Annotated in this window: 16 protein-coding genes and 6 tRNA genes; 4 read left to right on the top strand and 18 right to left on the bottom strand. The window is 58.9% G+C overall.

Going from position 1 to position 18,792, the window contains the following annotated elements; translation table 11 throughout:
- Positions 1–81 precede the first annotated feature (81 nt).
- From ASC74_RS03475 to ASC74_RS03510, 8 genes are all read right to left on the bottom strand, one after another.
- The gene (locus ASC74_RS03475; protein WP_056739235.1) at positions 82–1,377 is read right to left on the bottom strand and encodes a virulence factor family protein; all 1,296 of its coding nucleotides are present in this window, start codon (positions 1,375–1,377) and stop codon (positions 82–84) included.
- On the bottom strand, positions 1,377–4,019 hold the full coding sequence (mprF, locus tag ASC74_RS03480) for a bifunctional lysylphosphatidylglycerol flippase/synthetase MprF (protein WP_056739237.1): 2,643 nt from the start codon (positions 4,017–4,019) through the stop codon (positions 1,377–1,379). The genes ASC74_RS03475 and mprF overlap by 1 nt, the downstream gene beginning before the upstream one ends.
- A 279-nt stretch (positions 4,020–4,298) precedes the next feature.
- Positions 4,299–4,375: transfer RNA gene (locus ASC74_RS03485), tRNA-Met, on the bottom strand.
- Positions 4,376–4,400: 25 nt separating this feature from the next.
- Positions 4,401–4,474, bottom strand: a tRNA-Met gene (locus ASC74_RS03490).
- 232 nt (positions 4,475–4,706) lie between these two features.
- Positions 4,707–4,783 (bottom strand) — tRNA-Met (locus ASC74_RS03495).
- A gap of 38 nt (positions 4,784–4,821) precedes the next feature.
- Positions 4,822–4,898 (bottom strand) — tRNA-Met (locus ASC74_RS03500).
- A 230-nt stretch (positions 4,899–5,128) separates the two neighbouring features.
- Positions 5,129–5,205 (bottom strand) — tRNA-Met (locus tag ASC74_RS03505).
- Between the two features lie 94 nt (positions 5,206–5,299).
- Positions 5,300–5,376: transfer RNA gene (locus ASC74_RS03510), tRNA-Met, on the bottom strand.
- Positions 5,377–5,677: 301 nt separating this feature from the next.
- On the opposite strand from ASC74_RS03510, the gene dinB reads away from it, so the two are divergent.
- Positions 5,678–6,739 (top strand): DNA polymerase IV, encoded by a 1,062-nt coding sequence (gene dinB, locus ASC74_RS03515; RefSeq protein WP_056739239.1) that lies wholly within the window; start codon positions 5,678–5,680, stop codon positions 6,737–6,739.
- 128 nt (positions 6,740–6,867) lie between these two features.
- Here the strand turns inward: dinB and ASC74_RS03520 are convergent, their stop codons facing one another.
- From ASC74_RS03520 to ASC74_RS03535, 4 genes are all read right to left on the bottom strand, one after another.
- A complete protein-coding gene (locus tag ASC74_RS03520; protein ID WP_056739241.1) occupies positions 6,868–7,821 on the bottom strand; it encodes a hypothetical protein in 954 nt (317 codons plus the stop codon).
- A 17-nt stretch (positions 7,822–7,838) separates the two neighbouring features.
- A complete protein-coding gene (locus tag ASC74_RS03525; RefSeq protein ID WP_056739243.1) occupies positions 7,839–9,554 on the bottom strand; it encodes a proline--tRNA ligase in 1,716 nt (571 codons plus the stop codon).
- Positions 9,555–9,698: 144 nt separating this feature from the next.
- Positions 9,699–11,264 (bottom strand): AmpG family muropeptide MFS transporter, encoded by a 1,566-nt coding sequence (locus ASC74_RS03530; RefSeq protein ID WP_046046261.1) that lies wholly within the window; start codon positions 11,262–11,264, stop codon positions 9,699–9,701.
- Positions 11,265–11,308: 44 nt separating this feature from the next.
- Complete coding sequence (locus ASC74_RS03535; RefSeq protein WP_008153938.1) at positions 11,309–11,662, bottom strand: MGMT family protein; 354 nt, start codon at positions 11,660–11,662, stop codon at positions 11,309–11,311.
- A 163-nt stretch (positions 11,663–11,825) separates the two neighbouring features.
- Here ASC74_RS03535 and ASC74_RS03540 point away from each other — a divergent pair, with 163 nt between their 5' ends.
- A complete protein-coding gene (locus ASC74_RS03540; protein WP_056739245.1) occupies positions 11,826–12,833 on the top strand; it encodes a DUF481 domain-containing protein in 1,008 nt (335 codons plus the stop codon).
- 109 nt (positions 12,834–12,942) lie between these two features.
- Here ASC74_RS03540 and ASC74_RS03545 read toward each other — a convergent pair whose 3' ends face one another.
- Positions 12,943–13,152, bottom strand: a complete 210-nt coding sequence (locus ASC74_RS03545; protein WP_002554837.1) for a cold-shock protein — start codon at positions 13,150–13,152, stop codon at positions 12,943–12,945.
- A gap of 354 nt (positions 13,153–13,506) precedes the next feature.
- Between ASC74_RS03545 and dcd the strand changes: the two genes are divergently transcribed.
- Together dcd and ASC74_RS03555 are read left to right on the top strand one after the other, a co-directional pair.
- Entirely contained in the window at positions 13,507–14,073 is a 567-nt protein-coding gene (dcd, locus tag ASC74_RS03550; protein ID WP_007904652.1) for a dCTP deaminase, read from the top strand.
- A gap of 105 nt (positions 14,074–14,178) precedes the next feature.
- Positions 14,179–14,388, top strand: coding sequence for a hypothetical protein (locus ASC74_RS03555; RefSeq protein ID WP_046046259.1), 210 nt, complete (start codon positions 14,179–14,181; stop codon positions 14,386–14,388).
- 93 nt (positions 14,389–14,481) lie between these two features.
- On the opposite strand, the gene ASC74_RS03560 is transcribed toward ASC74_RS03555, so the two are convergent.
- The 5 genes from ASC74_RS03560 to ASC74_RS03580 are packed head-to-tail and all read right to left on the bottom strand — an operon-like array spanning position 14,482 to position 18,677.
- A complete protein-coding gene (locus ASC74_RS03560; RefSeq protein WP_056739247.1) occupies positions 14,482–15,246 on the bottom strand; it encodes an ABC transporter ATP-binding protein in 765 nt (254 codons plus the stop codon).
- A gap of 13 nt (positions 15,247–15,259) precedes the next feature.
- Positions 15,260–16,378, bottom strand: coding sequence for a succinylglutamate desuccinylase/aspartoacylase family protein (locus tag ASC74_RS03565; RefSeq protein ID WP_056739249.1), 1,119 nt, complete (start codon positions 16,376–16,378; stop codon positions 15,260–15,262).
- A gap of 24 nt (positions 16,379–16,402) precedes the next feature.
- Positions 16,403–17,113, bottom strand: coding sequence for an ABC transporter permease (locus ASC74_RS03570; RefSeq protein WP_056739252.1), 711 nt, complete (start codon positions 17,111–17,113; stop codon positions 16,403–16,405).
- Positions 17,110–17,838 (bottom strand): ABC transporter permease, encoded by a 729-nt coding sequence (locus tag ASC74_RS03575; RefSeq protein WP_056739254.1) that lies wholly within the window; start codon positions 17,836–17,838, stop codon positions 17,110–17,112. The genes ASC74_RS03570 and ASC74_RS03575 overlap by 4 nt, the downstream gene beginning before the upstream one ends.
- A gap of 56 nt (positions 17,839–17,894) precedes the next feature.
- Entirely contained in the window at positions 17,895–18,677 is a 783-nt protein-coding gene (locus ASC74_RS03580) for a transporter substrate-binding domain-containing protein (RefSeq protein WP_056739256.1), read from the bottom strand.
- Positions 18,678–18,792 lie beyond the last annotated feature (115 nt).

Genomic DNA, 18,792 nt, shown 5'->3' on the forward strand with positions numbered 1-18,792 from the left:
GCGCGGCAGAGCGTCGTCTCTAACCAAAAAAGCCCCCGCAACTTTACGGCTGCGGGGGCTTTTTCGTGGGCTAGACTCAGGTCACTCCTGAGCCGTCTCACCCTTGGCTTGACGCTTTTCGATGATGTCCACCAACCGCTGGGCCAGCGCCGGATAGTTCTCGTCGAAATGGTGGCCACCCGGCAATTTCATCGCTTCACCCACCGCAGTTTTGTCGGTGCAGCCACTCTCGTCGACTTCTTCTTCACCGTAGATGCACACCACTTTCTCCGGCGGCAGCTTGGCCATTTCCGGGCCGGTGGCGGCTTCTTTGCCGGCGTTGCCGAGCCAGCCTTCAACTTCGATCTCGAAGCTGCCGGTGCGGGCGAAGGCCAGCAGGATGATCGCGTCGACCCGTTGCTGTTCCGATGGCTCGAGGCGGTTGTAGATGGCGGGCAGGACGTCGGCGCCGAACGAGTAACCGGTCAGGATGAAGCGCTTGGTGCCCCATTTCTGCCGGTAGTGCTGCATCAGTTCGGCGAGGTCCAGGGCGCTTTGCTCCGGGCTCTTGTGTTGCCAGTAGTAGCGCAGGGTGTCGATGCCGACGACCGGGTAGCCGATCTTGGCCATCTCGCCCGCGACGTCACGGTCAAGGTCGCGCCAACCGCCGTCACCGGACAGGAACAGGGTCACGGTGTCCTTGGCTTGGCCGGCGGGCACTTCGACTACCGGGATCTGCAGGCCGCCAGCGGCTTTATCGCCGCCAACGAGGATCTTGCGCAGCTCGTTGTTCAGCACTTGCGGCAGGTTGATGTCGTAGTCGCTGATACTGGTTTCGGCGTTGGGTTGGTCGCGCACGAAGCCGGCGCTGGTGTCGTCCGGGTTGTCGTTCCAGGCCACCAGCCAGTGGCCGTGAGCGGCGCTTTTCGGTAGCAGGTGCGTGCAGCCGGGTTTTTCCAGGGCCAGGTCCACCGAGACGGCCTGGGCCTTGTCGCTCTTCTGTTCGGACAACCAGCGCCACGCCAGCACGGCGCCAGGACCGATGCCGCTGACCAGGGTCGCCGGACCTTTGAGTTCTCTCAGGGCTGATTGCAGGGCGCGACTTTGCAGCAGGCAGTCTTTGGGCAGGATCACCTGAACAATCTGTGCCGAGCCGCTGCGGCTCAGGGTCATCAGCTGTTTGTTGCTGAGCTTCTGCTCTTCATTGACCGCCACCAGCACCTGGGCGCGTGGCGTGTTGCCGGGGATGACGCGGGTCATCGCGGCGCCATCGGCCGGCGTCAGCTGTTCGAGGGTCGGTTCCGGTGCCGGGCGTTTCAGGTACCAGTAGCCGCCACCGAGAATCAGGGCCAGCACTACCAGTGTGGCCAGTACGTACCGCAAGGAGCGTTGAATCATCAGCGTTTCACCAATCCGGTCAAGCCGCCCGCAATCAGGGCGGCAGTGTCGGCCAGGGCAACCAGCGGATCGAGTCCGGCGGGCACGGCCATATAACGGGGTTCCCAGTCAGGCTGGAATTTGTCTTTGAAGCGGCGCAAGCCTTGGAAGTTGTAGAGCTGCTCACCACGGCGGAAAACCATCGAGCCCAGACGCTGGGTCAGTGGTGCGCCACGACGGGGTTGCAACCCCGACAACGGCACCATGCCCAGGCTGAAGCGCGCGTATCCATGATTTTTATAATGTTGAATCAGGCCGACCATCATGAACTCCATGGTCAGCTTGGGGGCATCCGGGTGCGCGCGCATCAGGTCGAGGCTGGCCAGTTCATGGCCATAAGTCTCGAGCAGGTTGGCGAATGCCACCGGGCGCCCTTCGAAACGAATCACAGCGACGCGGAAATGCTTGAGGTAGTCATCGCTGAAGCGGCCGAGGGAGAAACCTTTCTCGCGCACATTTTTGCCGGTCAGCCAGGCATCGGAGATTACCTTGAGTTCTTCCATCGGTGCTTGCCCTGGATCAAAGATCTCCAGCGACAGGCCATCGCGAGTGCCGCGGTTCCAGGTGTAGCGCAGGTCTTTCATCTCTTTGCCTTTGGCCTCGAGATCAAAGCGCAGCAGATCGACCCGGGCTTCTTCGCCGAGCTTGATCGCGGTCAGGCCGATGTCCATGTAGTACGGCAGGTTCTCGGCGCGCACTTGATAGAACACAGGACGGGCATGGTGGATGTCGCAAAGGTCGCGGAACTGCCAGATCATTTCCGCCCGTTGCTGAGTCGGGCCGATCGGGTCATACAAGGCCACCAGGCTGCGACCACGGCGTGCGTACATCAGGAACGCCTGGTCGTTAGGGTGAAACAGCAGCGCCTTGTCACCGGTCAGGGCGAGGCCGCCATCCGGTTGGGCGGAGGCCATCAGGATCTTTACCGCGCGGTCCAGTTCATCGGGTGTTGGCAGATGGATCACCGGGCGCGCGGTGCGCAGCAGCCAGGTCAGGGACACCACCACCAGCAGGACGGCGGCGCCAAGCAGCGAGCGCAAGCCACGCGGGGCATCGGCGTCGAGGGTGAACTGCCACCAGAGCTGATGGCTGTACGGGACGTCCTGATAGGCGAACAGCAACAGCCAGATCGACGCACCGAGTACGCACAGGCTGGCCACCAGATACAGCGGTGAGAACGGCACCTCGGTCAGACGGCTCGGGCGATAGAACGAGCTGCGGAAAACCCCCAGCAAGCTCGCGGTCAGCGTCAGCAAGCAGGCTTCTTCCCAGTCGAAGCCCTTGAGCAGAGAGAGCAGGGCCGCGACCAGCAACAAGATGGTGGTCAGCATCCAGGCGGCCGACAGTCGGCGGCGCAGCCCTTGAGCCAGCAGCAAGCAAAGCACACCGATCAGGCTGGCACCGAAGTGCGAGGCGTCGACCAGTCGATGCGGGATCAGAAAGCCGATGTGTTCCAGGCGTGTGTCGATTTCCGGGGTGGCACCGGAGAACAGCAGCACCACGCCGGACAGAAAGACCAGCACCGCCAGAATCGGCGCGGCCAGGCCGGACGCCACCCTTAAGGACTGACGCGATTGAAACAGGCGCTGACCTTCGTTGATCAGCAGGAATACGCAGGCCACCAGCAATGGCAGCACCACGTAGATCAGGCGATAGAGCAGCAGGGCGGCAGCGAGTGGCGCGGCGCCGAGTGTGTCGGAGAAGGCAGCCAGCAGAATCGCTTCGAACACCCCGACCCCGCCGGGAACATGGCTGAGCACACCGGCGGCCAGGGCCAGCAGGTACACCAGCAGGAACGCGCCGAAGGGCGGTGCTTCAGGCAGCAACAGATAGAGCACGGTTGCTGCGGCGGCGACGTCCAGGGCCGTGATGATCAGTTGCAGGAACGTCAGGCGACGGCCCGGCAGGCGCAACGTGCGGCGCCCGACCTTGACCAGCAGGTTGTCCGGGTAAGGTTGCTCTGGCAGGCGGCGGCGGTAAATCCCGATGGCCAGTACGCTGAAGAGCAGCAAAACGGCCGCGGCGATTGCGCCTAGCAATACCTCGGACAAACCCAGGGCGGCAGAGGCGCCAGGCAGGTTGCTGAGGGTCGCGAGGGCGGCCAGAGGGGGCAGGGCGCAGCCGAGCGAGAGGCTGGCGAACAGTGTCATGTGGGCGACTTCAGAGGCGCCCAGACCATGACGTGCATATAAACGGTAACGAACCGAGCCCCCCGAGAGCATCGAAAGGCCAATGGCATTGCCGATGGCGAATGCGGTGAACCCACCCAGTGCCAGGGTTCGCGGCGCCAGTGTCACGCCTGCGTAGCGGCTGGCCGACCATTCGTAGCCCAGCAGGATAATGAAGCCGACCACGGTCGCGCCCAACGCGCCCAGCAATGCCGGTTTCGGAACGTCGAGAATCGAGTCGTGCAGAGCGTACAGATCGAGTTCGCTCAGCAGGTGGCGACAGGCAATCAGCGCGATAGCGAACAACAGCAAAGTGACTGCCAGGCCGATGGGCTGACGGTATTTGCTGATTCGATCAAGCAAGCGCAGACGCCCGGACTTGATCGGTTGTGTCGCTGTGACGGTGTCTTGTGGATCAGACGAGTTGGCGCGCATCAATCACCTCTTGGATTGTGCGCGACAGGATGGGGGTATCGAGCCAAGTTACCAATCCCTGTAGAAAAAAATAATCACAAATATTAACGCCTCTCACCGGGTATCGGCGATGGGTGCGTCATCAGTCGTAGAGGGTTCTGTCTGTGGTTCAGCATAGTCTGGGTTCAGAGCATGGGTGAACCCGAACGGCTCGCTACACGGTGGCAGATCATTGTTGCGAAAGGACTTTTTCAACAGATACAAAAAAGGCCACTCTTTCGAGTAGCCTTTTTTGATGTTTGGTTGCGGGAGCCGGATTTGAACCGACGACCTTCGGGTTATGAGCCCGACGAGCTACCAGACTGCTCCATCCCGCGTCTGTGTGGCGGCATTCTACAGGGGTTATGGGAGCCGGATTTGAACCGACGACCTTCGGGTTATGAGCCCGACGAGCTACCAGACTGCTCCATCCCGCGTCTGTGTGGCGGCATTCTACAGGCGAACGCCGGAGTGTCAACCGTTAATCCTGAATAGGGTCATATAAGTATAAATGAGCGGTGAGCGGTCGTGAGGGAGACTTAAGTTTCGGAATCAGAACGATTTCTCGTTTCTGCACTGTCAGCCGTTACCCGCTCGTATCTATGCTCATATTTACAAAAGAGACGCGCACAAAAAAGGCCACTCTTTCGAGTAGCCTTTCTTGATGTTTGGTTGCGGGAGCCGGATTTGAACCGACGACCTTCGGGTTATGAGCCCGACGAGCTACCAGACTGCTCCATCCCGCGTCTGTGTGGCGGCATTCTGATTGGCCTTTTTTGATGTTTGGTTGCGGGAGCCGGATTTGAACCGACGACCTTCGGGTTATGAGCCCGACGAGCTACCAGACTGCTCCATCCCGCGTCTGTGTGGCGGCATTCTACAGGTGAACGCCGGAGTGTCTACCGTTAATCCTGAATAGGGTCAAATAAGCGTAAATGAGCGGCGATCGGTCGTGGGGGAGACTTAAGTTTCTGAATCAGAACGATTTCTCAATCCTGCATGTCAGCCGTTACCCGCTCTTTTCTATCTCGTGTTTACAAAAGAGACGCGCACAAAAAAGGCCACTCTTTCGAGTAGCCTTTTTTGATGTTTGGTTGCGGGAGCCGGATTTGAACCGACGACCTTCGGGTTATGAGCCCGACGAGCTACCAGACTGCTCCATCCCGCGTCTGTGTGGCGGCATTCTACAGGGGAAGGCCTCATATTTACAAAAGAGACGCGCACAAAAAAGGCCACTCTTTCGAGTAGCCTTTTTTGATGTTTGGTTGCGGGAGCCGGATTTGAACCGACGACCTTCGGGTTATGAGCCCGACGAGCTACCAGACTGCTCCATCCCGCGTCTGTGTGTCGGCATTCTACAGAGGATCGGCGGGCTGTCAACCTTCAATCCAGAGAAAACCTCTTCCCGTTCAATCGCTTAGCTTGAAAAGAGGGCTGGGTGATTGGCTGTAAGGTCGGTGTGGCAAGGCTTTCAGCTCTATCGAGTGAGGCTTTTCGATTGAAAAAATAAATTCATCTGGCACTTTTCCTACGGGTGGAAAAGAACATTCGGAGTACTGGTGCTATATACAGGTGTCAGTGAGATACTGCCGATCTGACTCGCCAATACGCCATTTCTTCACCATGAACACTGCTTTTATATGACGCAGCGAAAAATCATCCACGTCGATTGTGACTGCTTCTACGCCGCCATCGAGATGCGTGACGACCCGCGCCTGGCCGGTAAACCCTTGGCAGTGGGTGGTTCGGCGGATCGACGTGGCGTGATCGCTACCTGCAATTATGAAGCGCGGGCTTATGGGGTGCGCTCGGCCATGTCTTCCGGACATGCCTTGAAGCTGTGCCCGGACCTGACCATCGTCAAGCCGCGCATGGAGGCCTATAGAGAAGCCTCCAAGGAAATTCACACGATCTTTCGCGATTACACCGACTTGATCGAGCCGCTTTCTCTGGATGAGGCCTACCTCGACGTGTCCGACAGCGCGCATTTTGGCGGCAGCGCAACGCGGATCGCGCAGGACATTCGCCGTCGCGTCTCTAATCAGCTGCACATCACTGTTTCGGCTGGCGTTGCACCGAACAAGTTTCTGGCCAAGATCGCCAGCGACTGGAAGAAGCCCAACGGCTTGTTCGTCATTACGCCGGATCAGGTCGAGGATTTTGTCAGTGGTTTGCCGGTGAGCAAGTTGCACGGCGTTGGCAAAGTGACCGCGGACAAATTAGGCAGGCTTGGCATCGTCGATTGTTCGCATCTGCGCGAATGGGACAAGTTGGCGCTTGTGCGCGAATTCGGCAGCTTCGGCGAGCGACTCTGGAGCCTGGCCCGTGGGATCGATGACCGGTTGGTGCACAACGACAGTCGTCGGCAGTCGATCAGTGTCGAAAACACCTACGACGTGGATCTGCCGGACTTGGTGAGCTGCCTCGATAAATTACCCGAGTTACTGGAGACCCTGGCCGGCCGCATGGCGCGAATCGACAGTAGCTATCGACCGGGCAAGCCGTTCGTCAAAGTGAAATTCCATGACTTCACCCAGACCACTCTGGAGCAGGCCGGGGCAGGGCGGGATTTGGGGAGCTATCAGTTGTTGCTGACCCAGGCGTTCAATCGCGGCGGGAAACCGGTGCGGTTGTTGGGAATTGGGGTGCGGCTGGAGGATTTGCGGGGCGGGTTTGAGCAGATGGAGTTGTTTGAGCGGTAGTGGCAGATCTTGATGTTGAAGTGAATGTCAGGCCGCCTTCGCGAGCAAGCCCGCTCCCACAGTTGACCGAGTTGATCAGACGAATGCGGTCAACTGTGGGAGCGGGCTTGCTCGCGAAGCTTTTGGCCTTAATTCGGTCCTGGATCCGCGACCAGTCGCCCGGCATTCTTGGTCAGCGACTTGAGGAATTCGGTCTGCAACTCGGGATCGTTGCGCGTCAGTTCGATCAGGCTTTGTTCCAGCTCGGTGGCTTCTTCTTCCAGACCCAGTTCCGACAAGCGTTTGACCCGGTGTACCCACTGGCTCACTTCGTCGTCTTCGAGGTCGTCGTAAATCAGCCCGTGAGCTTCGAGCAGCTTGCCACGCAAGGAGCTACTGACCGCCAGGGACGAATCGGTGTGCACATTGTCCTGAGCGTCCTGGACACTGATCAGCAGCCGGCTCAAATGATTGATGTCATGTTCGGCGAACGGGCTGTCCAGCAGGTTCACGCGCAATACACCGTTTTTGTCGGTGCTTAGCTCGAACGTTTCCTTGCCGGCCTTGACCTCAACCGGGCGCTCGCTCCATGGCAGGCTCGAGTACTCGGTACGCTTGTCGAGCTGAACCTCGTCGATTCCCGCCAGGTTCTGCTGCGCGCGACCATGAGATTGCGTGTTCATGAACGGGTTGAGCCCGGCGAAACCATAGCTCAGCCAATCCTTGGTCACGCTGTCCGGCAGATTACCAAGAGCGAACACGTTGACCACGTTCGCACCGACGCCGGCCACTACGGCCACCGCACCCAGCGGAATCTCGTAAACCTCCCGCCAGGGTTGGTAAGGCGTGTAACGGTCGTAGTGGCGCGTGACTTCGAATTCGGTGACTTCGAACGTCTTCTGCTCGTGGATCTTCACCCGACGTTGCGGCAGCTCAAGCACCTTCGGCTCGCCGACATCAATCTGCAGGCTGTGATCGAGCAATTTACGCTCGACACGTTCCTCGTGCTCGCTGCGTTGTGACATGTGATTGGCACAGCCGCTGACCAGCAGGGTGCCGCACAGGGCGGCACCACCGAGGCCTAAGGTGTTTCGCTTGAACATGACTTCTCTATCTGGTGTCAGCGGCGGATACGGGACTGAAGGAAGGACAGCACGTCTGCGACCGGTAGCGCTTGCGCTTCGGGCTCGGTGCGGCTCTTGTATTCAAGATTGCCATCGGCGAGGCCGCGGTCACTGACCACGATCCGGTGAGGAATGCCGATCAGCTCCATGTCCGCGAACTTGATGCCCGGGCTGGTTTTCTTGTCGCGGTCGTCCAGCAGTACTTCGAAGCCGGCGGCAGTCAATTCTGCATACAGCTTGTCGGTGGCTTCGCGAACCTGTTCGGTTTCGTAGCGCAGCGGTACCAGAGCGATCTGGAACGGGGCCAGCGTGTCACTCCAGATGATCCCGTTGGCGTCGTTGTTCTGCTCGATGGCCGCAGCCACCACGCGGGAAACGCCGATGCCGTAGCAACCCATTTCCAGGGTGACTGGCTTGCCATTCTCGCCCAGCACTTCGCACTTCATCGCTTTGCTGTACTTGTTGCCCAGCTGGAAGATGTGCCCGACTTCGATGCCGCGCTTGATTTCCAGGGTGCCCTTGCCATCCGGGCTCGGGTCGCCGGCGACCACGTTACGCAGGTCGGCAACGGTCGGAACCGGCAGATCACGCTCCCAGTTCACGCCGAAATAGTGTTTGTCATCGATGTTGGCACCGATGCCGAAGTCGCTCATCAGCTCGACGGAACGGTCGATGATGATTGGCAGTGGCAGGTTCAACGGGCCGAGGGAGCCAGCGCCGGCGCCAATGGCGTCGCGCAGTTCGGCTTCGGAGGCCATGACCAGCGGGCTGGCAACGCCAGGCTGGTTGCCGGCCTTGATTTCGTTCAGTTCGTGGTCGCCACGGATGATCAGGGCAATCAGCTTGCCTTTCTCTTCAGCGTGAACCACGAGGGTCTTGATGGTCTTTTCAATCGGCAGGTTGAAGCCTTCGACCAGTTGCGCAATGGTCTTGGCGTTCGGCGTGTCGACCAGACGCAGCTCTTCGGCAGGTGCGGCGCGGGAGGTCTCGCGTGGCACGGCTTCGGCTTTCTCGATGTTCGCTGCGTAGTCGGAACCGTTGCTGAAGGCGATATCGTCTTCGCCGGATTCGGCCAGCACGTGGAACTCGTGGGAGCCGGCACCACCGATCGAGCCGTTGTCGGCTTCAACCGGACGGAATTTCAGGCCCAGACGGGTGAACACGTTGCAATAAGCCTGGTGCATGCGGTCATAGGTGACCTGCAGCGATGCCTGGTCAGCGTGGAAGGAGTAGGCGTCCTTCATGATGAATTCGCGACCGCGCATCAAACCGAAGCGTGGACGGATTTCGTCACGGAATTTGGTCTGGATCTGGTACAGGTTGATCGGCAGCTGTTTGTAGCTGCTCAACTCGTTGCGCATCAGGTCAGTGATGACTTCTTCGTGGGTCGGGCCGGCGCAGAAATCGCGACCGTGGCGATCCTTGAAGCGCAACAATTCAGGGCCGTATTCTTCCCAGCGACCGGATTCCTGCCACAGCTCAGCCGGTTGGGTGCTCGGCATCAACACTTCGAGAGAGCCCGCGGCGTTCATTTCTTCACGAACGACGGCTTCGACCTTGCGCATCACTCGCAAGCCCATCGGCAGCCAGGTGTACAGGCCCGAGGCGAGTTTGCGGATCATGCCGGCGCGCAGCATCAGCTGATGGCTGATCACGACCGCGTCGGAAGGCGTTTCTTTCTGTGTGGCGAGCAAAAATTGACTGGTGCGCATGGTTGGCCGTTGTCGGTTGCTGATGACGAGAAATGACGGAGCATTGTACGGGCGAGATCTGCTGGCGTACAGGCGTGCGGTCGGCGGGGTGTGGCGGGAGGGCGGGAATCCCCGCGCCCTCTGCGCTGCGTCCTGCTACAGAACCTACGATTCTTCTGCGACCTGGGTCGGAACCGGTTCTGGTGTCGGCGTTGGCGTCGGACCTTCGCGACGGCTCTCCTGGAACCAGTGCAGCGCGATCAACAGCAGGGTCGGTACGCCGAGCAGGGCGGTGATGAGGAAGAAGTTGTGGTAACCGAATTTCTCCACCATGACCCCCGAGTAGCCACCGATCAGGCGTGGCAGCAAGAGCATGATCGAGCTGAGCAGGGCGTACTGGGTCGCGGAGAACTTCAAGTTGGTCAGGCTCGACAGGTAGGCGACAAACGCCGAGGTCGCCAGGCCCGAACTGAAGTTATCCAGGGAAATGGTGAGGATCAGCATGTTCAGGTTGGCGCCCATGTCGGCGAGCATCAGGAACAGCAGGTTGGTGCCGGCTGATGCAATGCCGCCGATGAGTAGAATCGGCAAGATGCCGAAGCGCACGATCAGCAGGCCGCCCATGCCGGCGCCGACCAGGGTCATGATCAGGCCAAAGATCTTGCTGACGCTGGCAATCTGATCCTTGGTGAAGCCCTGGTCGATGTAGAACACGTTGGCCATCACGCCCATGACCGTATCGGACATCCGATAGGTGGCGATCAGCCCAAGCAGCAGGAACGCTTGCCAGCGGTAACGCAGAATGAAGTCGTTGATCGGCGTTAGCACCGGCGCCAGGCCGCGGCGGCCAATGGCTGACAGGCACAGGGCGGTGAGCGTGGTGTAGAGGATCGCCCGCAGGAACGCGCGGTCTTCGAGCAGCAGGTCGAGCACGCTCACGCCTTGGAAAAGCACGCTGGCGAAATCGGTGTTGTACAGCTGGGTGAACATGGCCGGCACGGAAACCAGCAGCACGATCAGCACAAACACTGAGGCCAGTTGATGCACAAAGCTGTAGCGCCCGGCCTGAAGCTGCGTGCGCAGCGGCACCGGCGGTTCGCGCATGAAAAAGGAGGTCAGCAGTGCCGGAACCATCAAGGCGCCGAACAGGATGTAGGTGCCGGCCCATGCCGAATGCTTGTAGTTGAAACCGGTTGAACCGAAGCCTTCAGCAAAGAACAGGGCGCCGGCGGTGGCCAGCAGCGCGGCGATCCGATAACCAGACATGTAACTGGCGGCGAGCGCGGCCTGACGGCTGTCTTCAGCGATTTCCAGGCGATAGGCGTCGACCGCGATGTCTTGCGTCGCCGAGGCGAAAGCAACGACCACCGCAATGGCGATCAGCCAGGACAAATGCTTTTGCGGGTCGCAGAAACCCATCCCGATCAGGCCGAGAATGACCAGTGCCTGGGAAAGCACCAGCCAGGAACGTCGGCGACCGAGCTTGCCGAGAAAAGGCAGGCGCCATTGGTCGAGCAGCGGTGACCAGACCCATTTAAAGGCGTAGGCCAGGCCGATCAGGCTTGCATAGCCGATGGTTTCGCGAGCAACGCCGGCTTCGCGCAGCCAGACCGAAAGTGTCGAAAACACCAGCATGTAGGGCAGGCCGGCGGCGAAACCAAGCAGCAACAGTACAAGCGTCGAGGGGCTGGCATAGGCGGCGAGCGCGGCGCGCCAGGTTTTACGGGGCATGGGCTGGAGTCTGCCTCAAGAAATACGGAAACAAAGCGCGCACTCTAACCGCTGTGCTCTACCGGGCGCCAGCCATGGCGCTGAATATCAACACGATTGTTCAGGATACTGATGCCTTCCATGCGCAAACGCGCGCGTTGTTCATCCCCCGAAGGGCTGCCTGCAGGCAGGCTGATACGCCCGCCGGCGCCGAGCACCCGGTGCCAGGGTAATTTGCTGTCACCCGGCAGTTGGCTCAGTGTCCGTCCGACGAAGCGGGCGGCGCGACCGAGTCCCGCCAGCTCGGCGAGTTGACCGTAACTCACGACTTTGCCCTCCGGGACTTGCGCCAGTGTCAGGTACAGCGCCGTGCGTCGGATTTGCGCCGGACTATCGGTTTCAGTGGTTGAGTCGGTCACGTCGGCAGTTCCTGAAAAAGTTCGCCTTACCGTCTGTAGAGTAAATCTTGGATCGCCTATTGAGAAATGAACTCAATAGAAATAGTCGGGTCAGTCCTTGTTAGGGCCTTATTCGTATGGATAATGCCGACTTTTTTTCGCAAACTTGAGCCTGTATTTGCTTATGTTGTCCAGAACCCTGCTGTGCCTCGCTGTCGTCAGCGCTTCCACGCCCTTGCTCGCCGATACCGTCTGGTTGAAGAACGGTGACAAGCTGAGCGGCAAGATCACCGTTTTCGATGGCGGCAAGCTGTTGATCCAGACCGAATACGCCGGTGCCGTCCCGATCGACTGGAAGCAGGTCAAAACCCTGGAAAGCGATCAGGAGTTGCTGGTCAAGCAGGATGCCTACACCGGTGAAAAGGCCAAGGCGCTGCATGCGGCAGAAGATGGCAAGGTCACCCTGGCCAACGGCGAGACGCCCAAGACTGTGGAGCTGGCAAGCATTCAGCAGATTCTCAAGCCCAAGCCTGTCGTCGAGGATTTGGTGTGGAAGGGTAATATCGACGCGGCGCTGGATTATCAGCGGGCCGAGAAAGACACCGACGATTACGATATCGACTTCAAGACCACTGCGCGTCATGGCAGATGGCGGCACACCGCAGAAGGTGAGTACAACCGCGAATTTCAGGATGGCGTGGTCACTACCGACAACTGGCGGGGCGAATACTCGCTCGACCGATTCCTGACCGAAAAATGGTTCTGGCAAGGGCGCGCGGTCTATAAGCGCGACAAGGTCGAAGAGCTCTCTCGTCAGCGCACCGTCGGTACCGGTCCGGGTTACCAGTTCTGGGATAACGAACTGGGCGCATTCTCGCTGGGCTCGCTGGTCAACCGCACGGACTATGAGTTCGCTGACGGCGGCAAAGAAAACTTCTATTCCGTGGCGATGAAGTGGGACTACAACCGCTACCTGATCGGCAAGAAGGTGGAGTTCTTCACCAATGGCGAAGTGGGCAAGCCGTTGTCGGGCGTTGCTGATTACGCGCTCGATGCCGAGATGGGCTTGCGCTACAAGGTGACCGAGTGGGCGTCGCTTAACCTGAAGGCTGAGCGCGACATCATTAGCGGCACCGACGATGCTGATTTGGACAAGACCCGGTACACCGCTGGGTTTGGCGTGGCCTGGTAAGACGCAAAAAATCGCAGCCATGGGCTGCGATTTTTTTTGCCTGCAAAACAGACAGGCACAAAAAAGCCCCGCTTTTGAGGGCGGGGCTTTTTACTAAAGCAAGTACAAGTTAGATAACTTGAACTTCTTCAGCTTGCATGCCTTTCTGACCGCGGGTAGCGATGAAAGAAACCTGTTGGCCTTCTTTCAGGCTTTTGAAGCCGTCGGATTGGATAGCTTTGAAGTGAACGAACAGGTCGTCACCGGATTGTGGAGTGATGAAGCCGAAGCCTTTTTCATCGTTGAACCACTTAACGGTACCAGTTTGGCGATTAGACATGGTGTAACTCCTTGAACAAAGATAACTGCGACGCAGGAAGAACCCTGGCCGAGACTGAGTGCAAAGAGCAGGAAAAATTCTTGTAGATGGTTGGATCGAAATTCAACATATCGTGTAGAGATTCTCAGTGACACAAGCAGCACAGTGGCGCCACCTTAACCCTTTTTCCGGAACGTGCCAATGCTTCCTGCGAAGGTTTTCCTGTTTTCATGACTGACGGTCCGCCGGTTTTCCCGCAAGGCCCGGAAATTACGGGGGATCGGCAAGATTTGTGACCCGGACTTTGAACCCGAAGCGCGCGCCCGGTAAGATGCCGGACAGATTTTTTCCACCTCGCTATTCAGGACACCCGCCATGAGCATCAAATCGGACAAGTGGATTCGCCGCATGGCGCAAGAGCACGGCATGATCGAGCCCTTCGTAGAGCGCCAGGTGCGCGGCAGCGACGATAGCCGTGTGATCTCCTACGGGGTGTCAAGCTACGGCTACGATGTGCGTTGCACAAATCATTTCAAGGTGTTCACCAACATCAATTCGGCTATCGTCGACCCGAAAAACTTCGATGCCGGCAGCTTCGTCGACATCCACAGCGACGTGTGCATCATTCCGCCGAACTCCTTCGCCCTGGCCAGCACCGTCGAATATTTCCGCATTCCGCGTAATGTATTGACCATTTGCCTGGGTAAAAGCACCTATGCGCGCTGCGGTATTATCGTCAACGTCACGCCGCTTGAGCCTGAGTGGGAGGGTCATGTGACCCTGGAGTTCTCCAACACCACCAATCTGCCGGCGAAAATCTACGCGAACGAAGGCGTGGCACAGATGCTGTTCCTTGAATCCGACGAAGAGTGCGAAGTGTCCTATAAGGACCGTGGCGGCAAGTATCAGGGCCAGCGCGGCGTTACCCTGCCACGCACCTGATCCGTTCGTCAGGCAAGTCGTGGGAATTCTTGAGCGGGTGGACACTCTATTGGGTGTACTGCCCGGTTCGCGCAATGCGGACGGGCCATCGCTCAGGAGTGCCCTATGAAGATCGATCCGCGAATAAGTGCCGAACTGGCAAGGCTTGAGCCCAATCAGGTTGGCGTTTTGGCCTGGTCCTTGTTGGCACATCCACCTATCAGCACGGCGGGGGGCATCCCCGGTCAGCCTGATCCCGATACCCCCAACGAACAACCCACCGAGCCCGGTGAGCCCACCTTGCCGGACGAGCCGCCTCCAGCGCCCGTTGTTTGATCGCCGCCTGCGAAAAACGAATGGCCAGTCAGCTGATGTCTTCAAAGACTTCAGCTGACTGGCCATATTTCGTTGTAGAGGTGGGAAGTGAGGCTATTTCAGGTTGCCGCTCAGGAACTGCTTCAACCGCTCACTCTTCGGATTGCCCAGCACGTCGTCCGGCGCACCTTCTTCCTCTACCAGCCCTTGGTGCAGGAACAACACCTGACTCGACACCTTGCGGGCGAAGCTCATTTCGTGGGTCACCATGATCATGGTCCGGCCTTCTTCGGCCAGGCCCTGAATTACGCGCAGTACTTCGCCCACCAGTTCCGGATCGAGTGCCGAGGTCGGTTCGTCGAACAGCATGACTTCCGGTTCCATCGCCAACGCGCGGGCAATCGCCACCCGTTGCTGCTGACCGCCAGACAGAAATGCCGGGTACTGATCGGCAACCCGCGCCGCCAGGCCCACCTTGTCGAGATAGCGCCGGGCACGGTCTTCGGCTTCCTCCTTGCTGCACCCCAACACCCGGCGCGGGGCCATGGTGATGTTTTCCAGCACCGTCATGTGGCTCCACAGGTTGAAGTGCTGGAACACCATGGCCAGGCGGGTGCGGATCTTTTGCAGTTCATCGGCATCGGCCACGTGCATGCCGTGGCGATCCTTGATCATGCGGATGTTCTGGCCGTCCAGGCTCATGGCGCCGTCGTTGGGCTGTTCGAGAAAGTTGATGCAACGCAGGAAGGTACTTTTGCCCGAGCCGCTGGCGCCGATCAGGCTGATGACGTCGCCGGTGTTGGCCTTGAGCGAAACGCCTTTGAGTACTTCATGTTCGCCATAGCTTTTATGCAGGCCTTCAATGGTCAGTTTGTACATGGGGCATGCATCCTCAAGGCGAAAGTAGGTAGCCGCTGCGATAGGCTTCGGTGCCCGCAATGTGGGCGATCACCATGCCGGCAGTGGCCATGCGCCGTAGCGAACGGGCGTACATCAACCCGGCAACGGTGCAATGAACGGGGGTGACGCGGTCAAAGATCGGGTCGATGATTTCAGCGATCAGTTGCCCGGCTTCGAGGTATTCCCCTGGCAGCGCGGTGAACACCAGCAGCCCGCCGACCGGGGTCGCCACCGGTTCAACGCCGGCCAGCGGTGTGGCCGGGTAGGGCAGCTCGGGCAGTGGCGCGGGTTCGCCGGCAATGGCGCCGAAGTGAATCAGGTAATCGATCAGCGCCTGGCAATCGAGGCTGGCCAATGGATGATTGACGTCACCCTGACCGCGTAATTCGACGGTGACCGAAAAGCTGCCCAGCGGAATATCGAAGTGTTCGCCGAAGCGCTCCTTCAACTGCCACCAGAGCAGGGTGAAGCATTCATCGAACGACTGACCGCCGGAATCGGTAGCCAGCAGGCTGGCTTCGGCACCGATGTACCGCGCCAACGGCTCGACCTGCGGCCAAGCCTCGGGCGTGGTGTAAAGATGGGCGACCGCTTCGAAATCGCAATGCAGGTCCAGCACCATGTCGGCATCGCAGGCCAGCCGTTGCAAAGCCAGGCGCTGGGATTGCAGTTGCGTGCTGGCCGTCTGTTGGGCGAGGGCATTGCGCAGGCTGCTGCGAATCAGTTCGAGGTTGTGCTGCGGATCGTCGCCAAGCAGGCCTTCGATCTCGTTGCCGACGGCTTCGCTCAAATCAACGAACCAGCGGTTGAAGTTCTGCCCGCTTTCGAGGTCGTAACGGCCCAGTGGCACATCCATCAGCACTTGTTCGAGGCCGACCGGGTTGGCCACCGGCACCAGCACGATTTCGCTGCGCAGACGGCCAGCGGCTTCGAGTTCCGCCAGACGCTGCTTGAGGTGCCAGGCAACCAGCATGCCGGGCATTTCGTCGGCGTGAAGGGACGACTGGATGTAAATCTTGCCTTTGGCCGATGAGGGGCCGAAGTGAAAGCTGTGAATCTGTCGAGCGGTCCCCGGCAGCGGGGCCAGCAGGTCATGAATCTGGTGGCGCATGTCTCTTTATCCCTAAAGCGGGTCCTAGTGGGTCGGCCCGAGGAAGGCCAGCCATCGGCGTTCGGCGAGGCGGAACAGGCCGACCAGCGCAAAGGTAACGGTCAGGTAGATCAGCGCAGCGATGCCGAACGACTGGAAGGTCAGGAAGGTCGCCGAGTTGGCGTCCCGCGCGACTTTCAATATGTCCGGGATGGTCGCGGTGAAGGCCACGGTGGTCGAGTGCAGCATCAAAATCACTTCGTTGCTGTAATAAGGCAACGAACGACGCAGGGCCGAAGGCATGATCACGTAGGCATACAGCTTCCAGCCTGTCAGACCGTAAGCCTTGGCCGCTTCGACTTCACCATGCGCCATGCTGCGAATCGCCCCGGCGAAAATCTCCGTGGTGTAGGCGCAGGTGTTCAGGGCGAAGGCCAGGATCGTGCAGTTCATCGCATCGCGGAAGAACGCATCCAGTACCGGTTGTGCGCGGATGGCGGCCAGGCTGTAGATGCCGGTGTAGCAAATCAGCAGCTGGATATACAACGGCGTCCCGCGAAACAGATAGGTGTAGAACTGCACCGGCCAGCGGATGTAGAAGTGCGGCGAGACCCGAGCGATGGACAGCGGAATCGACACCAGGAAACCGATGAAGATCGACGCGCTGAGCAGCCACATGGTCATGGCCAGGCCGGTGATGTTGTAGCCGTCGGTATAAAGGAAAGCTTTCCAGTATTCCTGCAAGAGTTCGATCATCGTACGGCCTCCCGGGAGCCGGCGGCGTAGCGGCGTTCGAGCCAGCGCAGGACGAAGTTGGAGGCGCTGGTGATCAGCAGGTAAATCAGCGCTGCAAGCACCAGGAAGTAGAACAGCTGATAAGTGCTTTTGCCGGCATCCTGCGCCGCCTTGACCAGGTCGGCGAGGCCGATGATCGAGACCAGTGCGGTGGCCTTGAGCATCACCATCCAGTTGTTACCGATACCCGGCAGGGCAAAACGCATCATCTGCGGGAACACCACGATCCAGAAACGCTGGCCGCGCTTGAGGCCATACGCGGTCGCCGCTTCGACCTGACCCCGTGGGACCGCGAGAATCGCGCCACGGAAGGTTTCGGTGAAATACGCACCATATATGAAGCCCAGGGTGATGACCCCGGCGCTGAACGGGTTGATCTCGATGTATTCCCATTCCATGAGGTCGGTAAACGACGTCAACCAGGTTTGCAGGCTGTAGAAGATCAACAGCATCAGCACCAGGTCCGGCACACCACGAATCAGCGTGGTGTAGAGCTGGGCCGGAATCCGTACCAGTTTGACTTTTGACAGCTTGGCACTGGCGCCGAGCAAGCCGAGCAACACGGCCACCAACAGCGACAACACCGACAATTTGATGGTCATCCAGGTGCCTTCCATCAGCAACGGACCGAAGCCCTGAAGGCTGAAGGCTGAGAGCCCCAGGTTTTGTAGTAGGTTTTCGAACATAAATCAGCAACCTGATCGGATAAAAAAAGCGCCCATCGCGAGATGGGCGCCGGGCATTATTTGCCGCTGTACAGATTCAGATCGCCAAAGTGTTTCTTCTGAATGGTGGCGTAGGTGCCATCGTCGTGTAACGCTTTGATACCTTTATCCAAAAGTGCCTTGAGGTCTTTGTTACCTTTCGAGATACCGACAGCCGTTTTGGCTGGCAGCAATTCGTTGTCGACCGGCTTGCTGACGTCGTAATCGGCACCTTGTGGCGACTTCAAAAAGCCCAGTTCGGCTTGCAGCATGTCCTGGATGCCGGCGTCGAGACGACCGGAAGTCAGGTCGGAATACACTTGGTCCTGGTTCTGATAGGCCTGGGTTTTCACGCCCGCCTTGTCCAGAACGGCTTTGGCATAGGCTTCCTGGATGGTGCCTTGTTCATAACCGACAGTTTTGCCCTTGAGCGAAGCGACGTCTGCGGTGACGCCAGAACCTTTCTTGGACACGTATGCGGTTGGGCCGGAGAACAGCTCGCTGGAGAAGTCGATGACTTTTTCGCGGGCCGGGGTGACGGTCATCGAAGAGATCACACCGTCGAATTTATTGGCCTTCAGGCCCGGAATCATGCCGTCGAAATCGCTTTCGACCCACTTGCACTTGACCTTCAACTCGGCGCAGATCGCGTTACCCAGATCGATGTCGAAGCCTACCAGGCTACCGTCAGCCGCTTTTGACTCAAACGGAGCGTAGGAAGGATCAACGCCAAAACGCAATTCCTTGTATTCCTTGGCCAGCGCGGAACCGGCTGCCATGCACAACGCCAGTGCAGAAAGGGTCAGCAATGCTTTTTTCATTATTCAATCCCTAAAAACCAATATGAGCGCTTGTGGCGCAGAATTATTGTTACTGGAAAGCGTAAGACCCTATGAAAGTAGCAATTTCCGAACCAGAGTCCCGAACAAGTGTTTT

It is taken from the genome of Pseudomonas sp. Root329 (genome assembly GCF_001424925.1).
Classification (GTDB): Bacteria; Pseudomonadota; Gammaproteobacteria; order Pseudomonadales; family Pseudomonadaceae; genus Aquipseudomonas; species Aquipseudomonas arabinosi.

Coding starts and splice junctions, on each gene's coding strand:
- ASC74_RS03475 (WP_056739235.1), bottom strand. CDS start 1,377: ATGATTCAACGCTCCTTGCGGTACGTACTGGCCACACTGGTAGTGCTG.
- mprF (WP_056739237.1), bottom strand. CDS start 4,019: ATGCGCGCCAACTCGTCTGATCCACAAGACACCGTCACAGCGACACAA.
- dinB (WP_056739239.1), top strand. CDS start 5,678: ATGACGCAGCGAAAAATCATCCACGTCGATTGTGACTGCTTCTACGCC.
- ASC74_RS03520 (WP_056739241.1), bottom strand. CDS start 7,821: ATGTTCAAGCGAAACACCTTAGGCCTCGGTGGTGCCGCCCTGTGCGGC.
- ASC74_RS03525 (WP_056739243.1), bottom strand. CDS start 9,554: ATGCGCACCAGTCAATTTTTGCTCGCCACACAGAAAGAAACGCCTTCC.
- ASC74_RS03530 (WP_046046261.1), bottom strand. CDS start 11,264: ATGCCCCGTAAAACCTGGCGCGCCGCGCTCGCCGCCTATGCCAGCCCC.
- ASC74_RS03540 (WP_056739245.1), top strand. CDS start 11,826: ATGTTGTCCAGAACCCTGCTGTGCCTCGCTGTCGTCAGCGCTTCCACG.
- ASC74_RS03545 (WP_002554837.1), bottom strand. CDS start 13,152: ATGTCTAATCGCCAAACTGGTACCGTTAAGTGGTTCAACGATGAAAAA.
- dcd (WP_007904652.1), top strand. CDS start 13,507: ATGAGCATCAAATCGGACAAGTGGATTCGCCGCATGGCGCAAGAGCAC.
- ASC74_RS03555 (WP_046046259.1), top strand. CDS start 14,179: ATGAAGATCGATCCGCGAATAAGTGCCGAACTGGCAAGGCTTGAGCCC.
- ASC74_RS03560 (WP_056739247.1), bottom strand. CDS start 15,246: ATGTACAAACTGACCATTGAAGGCCTGCATAAAAGCTATGGCGAACAT.
- ASC74_RS03565 (WP_056739249.1), bottom strand. CDS start 16,378: ATGCGCCACCAGATTCATGACCTGCTGGCCCCGCTGCCGGGGACCGCT.
- ASC74_RS03570 (WP_056739252.1), bottom strand. CDS start 17,113: ATGATCGAACTCTTGCAGGAATACTGGAAAGCTTTCCTTTATACCGAC.
- ASC74_RS03575 (WP_056739254.1), bottom strand. CDS start 17,838: ATGTTCGAAAACCTACTACAAAACCTGGGGCTCTCAGCCTTCAGCCTT.
- ASC74_RS03580 (WP_056739256.1), bottom strand. CDS start 18,677: ATGAAAAAAGCATTGCTGACCCTTTCTGCACTGGCGTTGTGCATGGCA.